Origin of the sequence: Microcoleus sp. w2-18bC1 (assembly GCF_036700365.1) — a bacterium.
In the GTDB taxonomy this organism is placed as follows: Bacteria; Cyanobacteriota; Cyanobacteriia; order Cyanobacteriales; family Microcoleaceae; genus Microcoleus.
In genome coordinates, this window is the sequence record NZ_JAUBOS010000001.1 from 384,364 (window position 1) to 390,330 (window position 5,967).

A 5,967-nucleotide genomic window follows, 5' to 3' on the forward strand; every position below is an offset into this window, starting at 1 on the left:
CGGACGGCAACTCTAGTCACAAATCCCAACAATGGCACTCTCGGATTGAATAAGGATGGTTCGTTTACTTATACTCCGAATCCAGGATTTGTTGGACTCGATAGCTTTACTTATAGTGCCAGTGATGGGGCTGCTACGACACCAGCAATTGTGGCAAATATCAATGTCACTAACAACCCGCCGATCGCACAACCCGACACCTACAGCATCAGTGCCGGAAAAGTCCTCAGCTTAACAGCGCCGGGAGTTTTAGGCAACGACTCCGACCCAGATTTGGACACGTTGAGTGCTGCGGTGGCCGCCAACCCGACTCAAGGGTCGATCGCCCTCAACAAAGACGGTTCTTTCACTTATACTCCTAACGCTGGCTTTTCTGGAACAGACACATTTACCTACACAGTCAGCGACGGAATAGTTAGCTCGGAACCGGCTACCGTGACTGTAAACGTCAACAATAACCCGCCTGTAGCCAATTCTGACAGCTATACTACTGCTTTTAATACGAGTCTCAACGTGACTGGTTTGGGAGTCTTAATCAACGATACAGACCCGGAAAACGACCCGCTGACGGCGATTCTGGTGACAAATCCGGCTACAGGGTCGATCGCCCTCAACCAAGACGGTTCCTTCAGTTACACTCCGAATGCTGGTTTTGCAGGGACAGACTCTTTTACCTACAAAGCTAATGACGGGAAAGCTGATTCTGCGATCGTCACGGCAAGCATTGTTGTCAATAACCCTCCGACTCCGACTCCGACTCCGACTCCAACTCCAACTCCGACTCCAACTCCGACTCCAACTCCCACTCCAACTCCAACTCCAACTCCGACACCTACGCAAACTCCAACTCCGACACCTACGCAAACTCCAACTCCGACTCCTACGGAAACTCCGACTCCGACACCTACGGAAACTCCGACTCCGACTTCGACGGAAACTCCGACTCCGACTCCGACGGAAACTCCGACTCCGACGGAAACTCCGACTCCGACGGAAACTCCGACGGAAACTCCGACTCCCACAGAAACTCCAACTCCCACGGAAACTCCAACTCCCACGGAAACTCCGACGCCGACTCCGACGGAAACTCCGACTCCGACTCCCACGGAAACTCCGACTCCGACGGGAACTCCGACGCCAACGGGAACTCCAACGCCAACCGAAATTCCGACTCCGACTCCGACGGGAACTCCGACTCCCACGGGAACTCCGACGCCAACGGGAACTCCAACGCCAACTGAAATTCCGACTCCGACTCCCACGGAAACTCCGACTCCGACGGGAACTCCAACGCCAACGGAAATTCCGACTCCGACTCCCACGGAAACTCCGACTCCCACGGAAACTCCGACTCCCACGGGAACTCCGACTCCCACGGAAACTCCAACGCCAACGGAAATTCCGACTCCGACTCCCACGGGAACTCCGACTCCCACGGGAACTCCGACTCCCACGGGAACTCCGACTCCCACGGAAACTCCAACGCCAACGGAAATTCCGACTCCGACTCCCACGGGAACTCCGACTCCCACGGGAACTCCGACACCTACTCCAGCAGGAATTCCTGTTGACTCTGACAGCGTTCGCGGCGGGGATACCGATTGCATTTGCGAACAGATTACCCTACCCGCGATCGGTTCGATTCCGGGCCCGAATTCTGTCGATCGCACTTTCAATGGCACTGACGGCGACGACTTCCTCATCGGCAGCAATCTCAACGACGTTATCAGCGGTTTCAACGGCGACGACATTCTGCTTGGCCAAAAAGGCAACGACAATATTTACGGGGGACTGCCCAGCAATATCCCCCTTGGTCCCAATGCAGACAAAGACTTGCTGTTTGGGGGCAATGGCAATGATTACCTCAACGGCGCCGGCGGCGACGATCGCATTTTCGGGGGTAAGGGCGATGATGTGGCGATCGGCGGCAAAGACGATGACTTGATTGGGGGCGACAAAGGCAATGACACTCTCGTTGGAGCTCAGGGTAACGACTGCTTGTTTGGAGGCAGTTTTGACCCGTTTAGCCCTGACTCGACTGGACGCGATTTGCTGTTTGGCGGTGCTGGTAACGACTTCTTGAACGGGGGAGATGCTGCGGATACTCTAAGCGGCGGCGAGGGCAATGATACTGTTTATGGCGGCAAGGGCAATGACGTTGTGGTGGGGGGTACTGGCAACGATCGGCTGTTGGGCGATCGCGGCAGTGATAGCATTTGCGGCGACGACGGGGACGATACTATTTTCGGAGACAGTGCGATCGACTTTAACGGCGAGCCTGATTCCCTGTGCGGTGGTGCTGGCAATGATTTGATGTTTGGCAACGGCGGTAGTGACAAGCTATGCGGCGAGCAGGGTAACGATACTCTCTATGGCGGTAAAGGCGACGATTGTTTGATTGGCGGTTTGGGCAATGATATTCTCAGCGGTGGCATTGGGCGCGATCGCTTTGTTTTAACAGCAGGTGAAGGCAGCGATATAATTACTGATTTCACAAAAGGTGAAGATTTGCTGGTGTTAGCGGGTGGTCTAACTTTTGCTCAACTTAGTATTACCCAAAATGCTAATGCAGCTTTCATCAGGATTGGTGAGAACGGTCAACTGTTGGCTGCTTTGAATGGAGTGCAAGCTAGTGCGATCGGTGTGAATGATTTTACCATCTTCGGGTAAGCACAAATTAATTAACTAAGGTGCGGAGTACGCACCTTAGTTAATTATGTAGGGTTCACAGCGTATAGCTTGCCGCTATGAGTAGTGTATCAAATCACGTTTTGCGTCCGGGAGTGCGATCGACAATAATCCAAGCTTTTGCTTGACACTGGTCAGCACTCCAGATATTATTTTAGTAATAAAAATGACTTAAACAAGCCACTGTACGGAGAAACTACTGACAGTGTATTTACGTAAATAAAATTTTAATGTAAAAAATTGATAGTAGTTGACCGCTAATACATAATCATCTCAAATTTAGGTGCATCTAGATGGGACAGATAATTATTAACGAATTCCGGCGCGCTACTGGAAACATTACAGGCAACGAGTATGTAGAGTTACTGCTCACAGAAGATGTAAGTGCAACTCAGCTTCAGAGCTATTTTGTAGGCGACTCAACTGAGGCAACAGCAGTTAAATATTCAGCTTATCGATTTACTAATATGGCAAGTATTGCTCCTGTGTTTAAAACAGGGACAATACTTACGGTTGGCGGTTCGCCTGCTGATCAAGAGATTGCCTACAACCCCATACCATCGGGAACAAACAATGATTGGAACATTCGATTGAGTCCCCAAGGTGGATTTTTGACAAAGCTACTCCCAGCCGGAAATTTTCATGGGGACTTCGCGGCTTCAGATGTTGTTTATGTTGATAATGCTAGCACTACAAATACAGATACAGTAGATTCGATCGCCTGGAGGACATCGGGGACACACGGAGCCTTTGGGAGTGCAGCTAAGGTGCAAATTCCAGCACCAAGTAACGGGGGTATTGTCGAGTTTTTCAGCGCTATTGGCGGGGTGAACAAAACTGCTAATTATGCTGTAAATAGTCCTGGCTCGTTGGGTTTGCCCAACGGCGGAATCAACACTATTTATATTAACAGTCTCCGCAACCCGCAGGTTAACATCGCTCCGAATTTGGCAACTCCTAATGTTAATCCGCCGATCGCAATTAATGAAGATATACCCAGCGCTGCTAACACAGGCTTTAGTATTTTTAACCTCACTAGCGAGTTAGGAAGTGACGCTAATGGCGATCCTTTAGGTGTCGCAGTCACCACGGCAGACAATACTAACGGTAACTGGCAATTTTCAACAGACGGCAATACTTGGACAAATTTCGGCACAGTGTCGGAAAGTTCAGCAACCGTGCTCGGCCCGACTCCTCTTTATAATGGCTTACTTGGTAACACTCCCACTGGTCAAAATTGGCTGTCTTTGACTAACTTAGATCTTGCTTCTCCTACCGCTACAGCTTCCGAATTTTTTAGCGGTAATGGAGTTAATTTAAGCAGCACTGCGGCCAATAGTATTTATGCTGGCTATACAAATAATCCTTTAAATTCGTCATTTCCTACGCTCGATCGCACTACAGGCTTTAGCTTGTCTTTTAATCTCCAAATTATCTCGGAATCCCGCACTAATCAAAATCGGGCGGGTTTTAGCATTGTTGCCGTTACTAGCGATCGCAAAGCCATTGAAATCGGTTTCCAGCAGCTATCTCCAACTTCGGGCAATATCTTTGCACAAGGCGACGGCATTACTCCCAACCCAGACGGACAAACCAACGGCTTATTTGTTGCCGCTGAAAATATTGATTACAACACCAATATTGCTAGTAACTACACTCTCAGAGTTCAAGGTGACAATTACTTTCTTTCCGATGGTAGCGATATCATACTAACCGGCCCGCTGCGCGATTATTCAGGATTTAGCGACCAGATAGATCCTTACGAAATTCCTAATTTTCTATTCCTCGGTGACGGCACTACCTCGGCCCAAGCTAACATCAACCTGACACAGGTATCCCTGCAAACGCCTGCGATAGTCCGCTTTGTACCCAACCAAGACTATTACAGTACCCCTGGAAGCGAACCAACAATTACTTTTCGGGCGTGGGATGGAAGTAACGGAGTGGGTAACGGTACTGCCGGCGTCAATGCTTCTGTTACTGGGGGAACAACGCCGTTTAGCACTAATAGTTTAACAAGTTCGATCGCAGTTAATCCAGTCAACGATCCACCTTCGTTTGTCAAAGGAGTCGATCGCACTCTCAGCAGCAATTCGGGGCCACAAACCATCCCCGGATGGGCGACTGCGATTTCTCCAGGCCCTGCCAACGAATCAGGACAAACAGTGGCTTTTCAAGTGGTAGGGAATGATAATGCTGCTTTGTTTAGTGTACAACCTGCGATCGACTCGGTGGGGACGCTAACCTTTACACCGGTGCCGGGGGCGATCGGCAGTGCTAATATCACTCTAAACCTGAGAGATAATGGCGGTATAGAGAACGAAGGACTCGATACTTCTGACACCCAAGCGTTCATTATCAATCTCACCAATCCAGGCACATTTAACTTTAGTGCTGCAAATTACAGCGTTAATGAAAACGGTCAATTTGCCACAATTACTGTTACTCGCACTGATGCTACTAATGTAACTGCTGTCAGTTACAGTACCAGTAATGGCACTGCTAATGCTGGCAACGACTATAACCACACATCGGGAACATTAAATTTTGGCATTGGAGAAACTACTCAAATTTTCACGATTCCAATTGTTGATGATGCGGCAATAGAAGAGGATGAAACTGTTAATTTGACTCTGAACAATCCCACTAACGGATCTGATTTAGGAGGGATTTATAGTGCTGTTTTGACTATTGTAGATACAACTCCAACTCCGACTCCGATACCTGCTGAAACTCCGACGCCAACTCCGACTCCGACGCCTGCTGAAACTCCGACGCCAACTCCGACGCCAATTCCGACTCCGACGCCAACTCCGACGCCAATTCCGACAGCGACACCTGCGGAAACTCCGACGCCAATTCCGACACCGACGCCGACGCTTGCGGAAACTCCAATTCCGACGCCAATTCCCACACCGACGCCGACGCTTGCGGAAACTCCAATTCCGACACCAATTCCGACGCCTGCGGAAACTCTAATTCCGACAGCGACGCCAATTCCGACTCCGACGCCGACACCTGCGGAAACTCCGACGCCAACTCCAACTCCGACGCCAACTCCAACTCCGACGACTGCGGAAACTCCAATTCCGACAGCGACACCTGCGGAAACTCCGACGCCAACTCCAACTCCGACGCCAATTCCGACACCGACGCCGACGCCTGCGGAAACTCCACTTCCGACGCCAATTCCTGCGGAAACTCCGACACCAATTCCGACGCCAATTCCGACACCGACACCAATTCCAACACCAATTCCGACACCTGCGGAAACTCCAA

Annotated in this window: 2 protein-coding genes; both read left to right on the forward strand. The window is 50.2% G+C overall.

Annotated elements, in window-relative coordinates:
* A partial coding sequence (locus tag QT979_RS01600; protein WP_333307792.1) for an Ig-like domain-containing protein occupies positions 1–2,670 on the forward strand: 2,670 nt, incomplete at its 5' end.
* 311 nt (positions 2,671–2,981) lie between these two features.
* Positions 2,982–5,967 (forward strand): choice-of-anchor Y domain-containing protein (locus QT979_RS01605; RefSeq protein ID WP_333307793.1); only part of this gene is annotated, 2,986 nt, incomplete at its 3' end.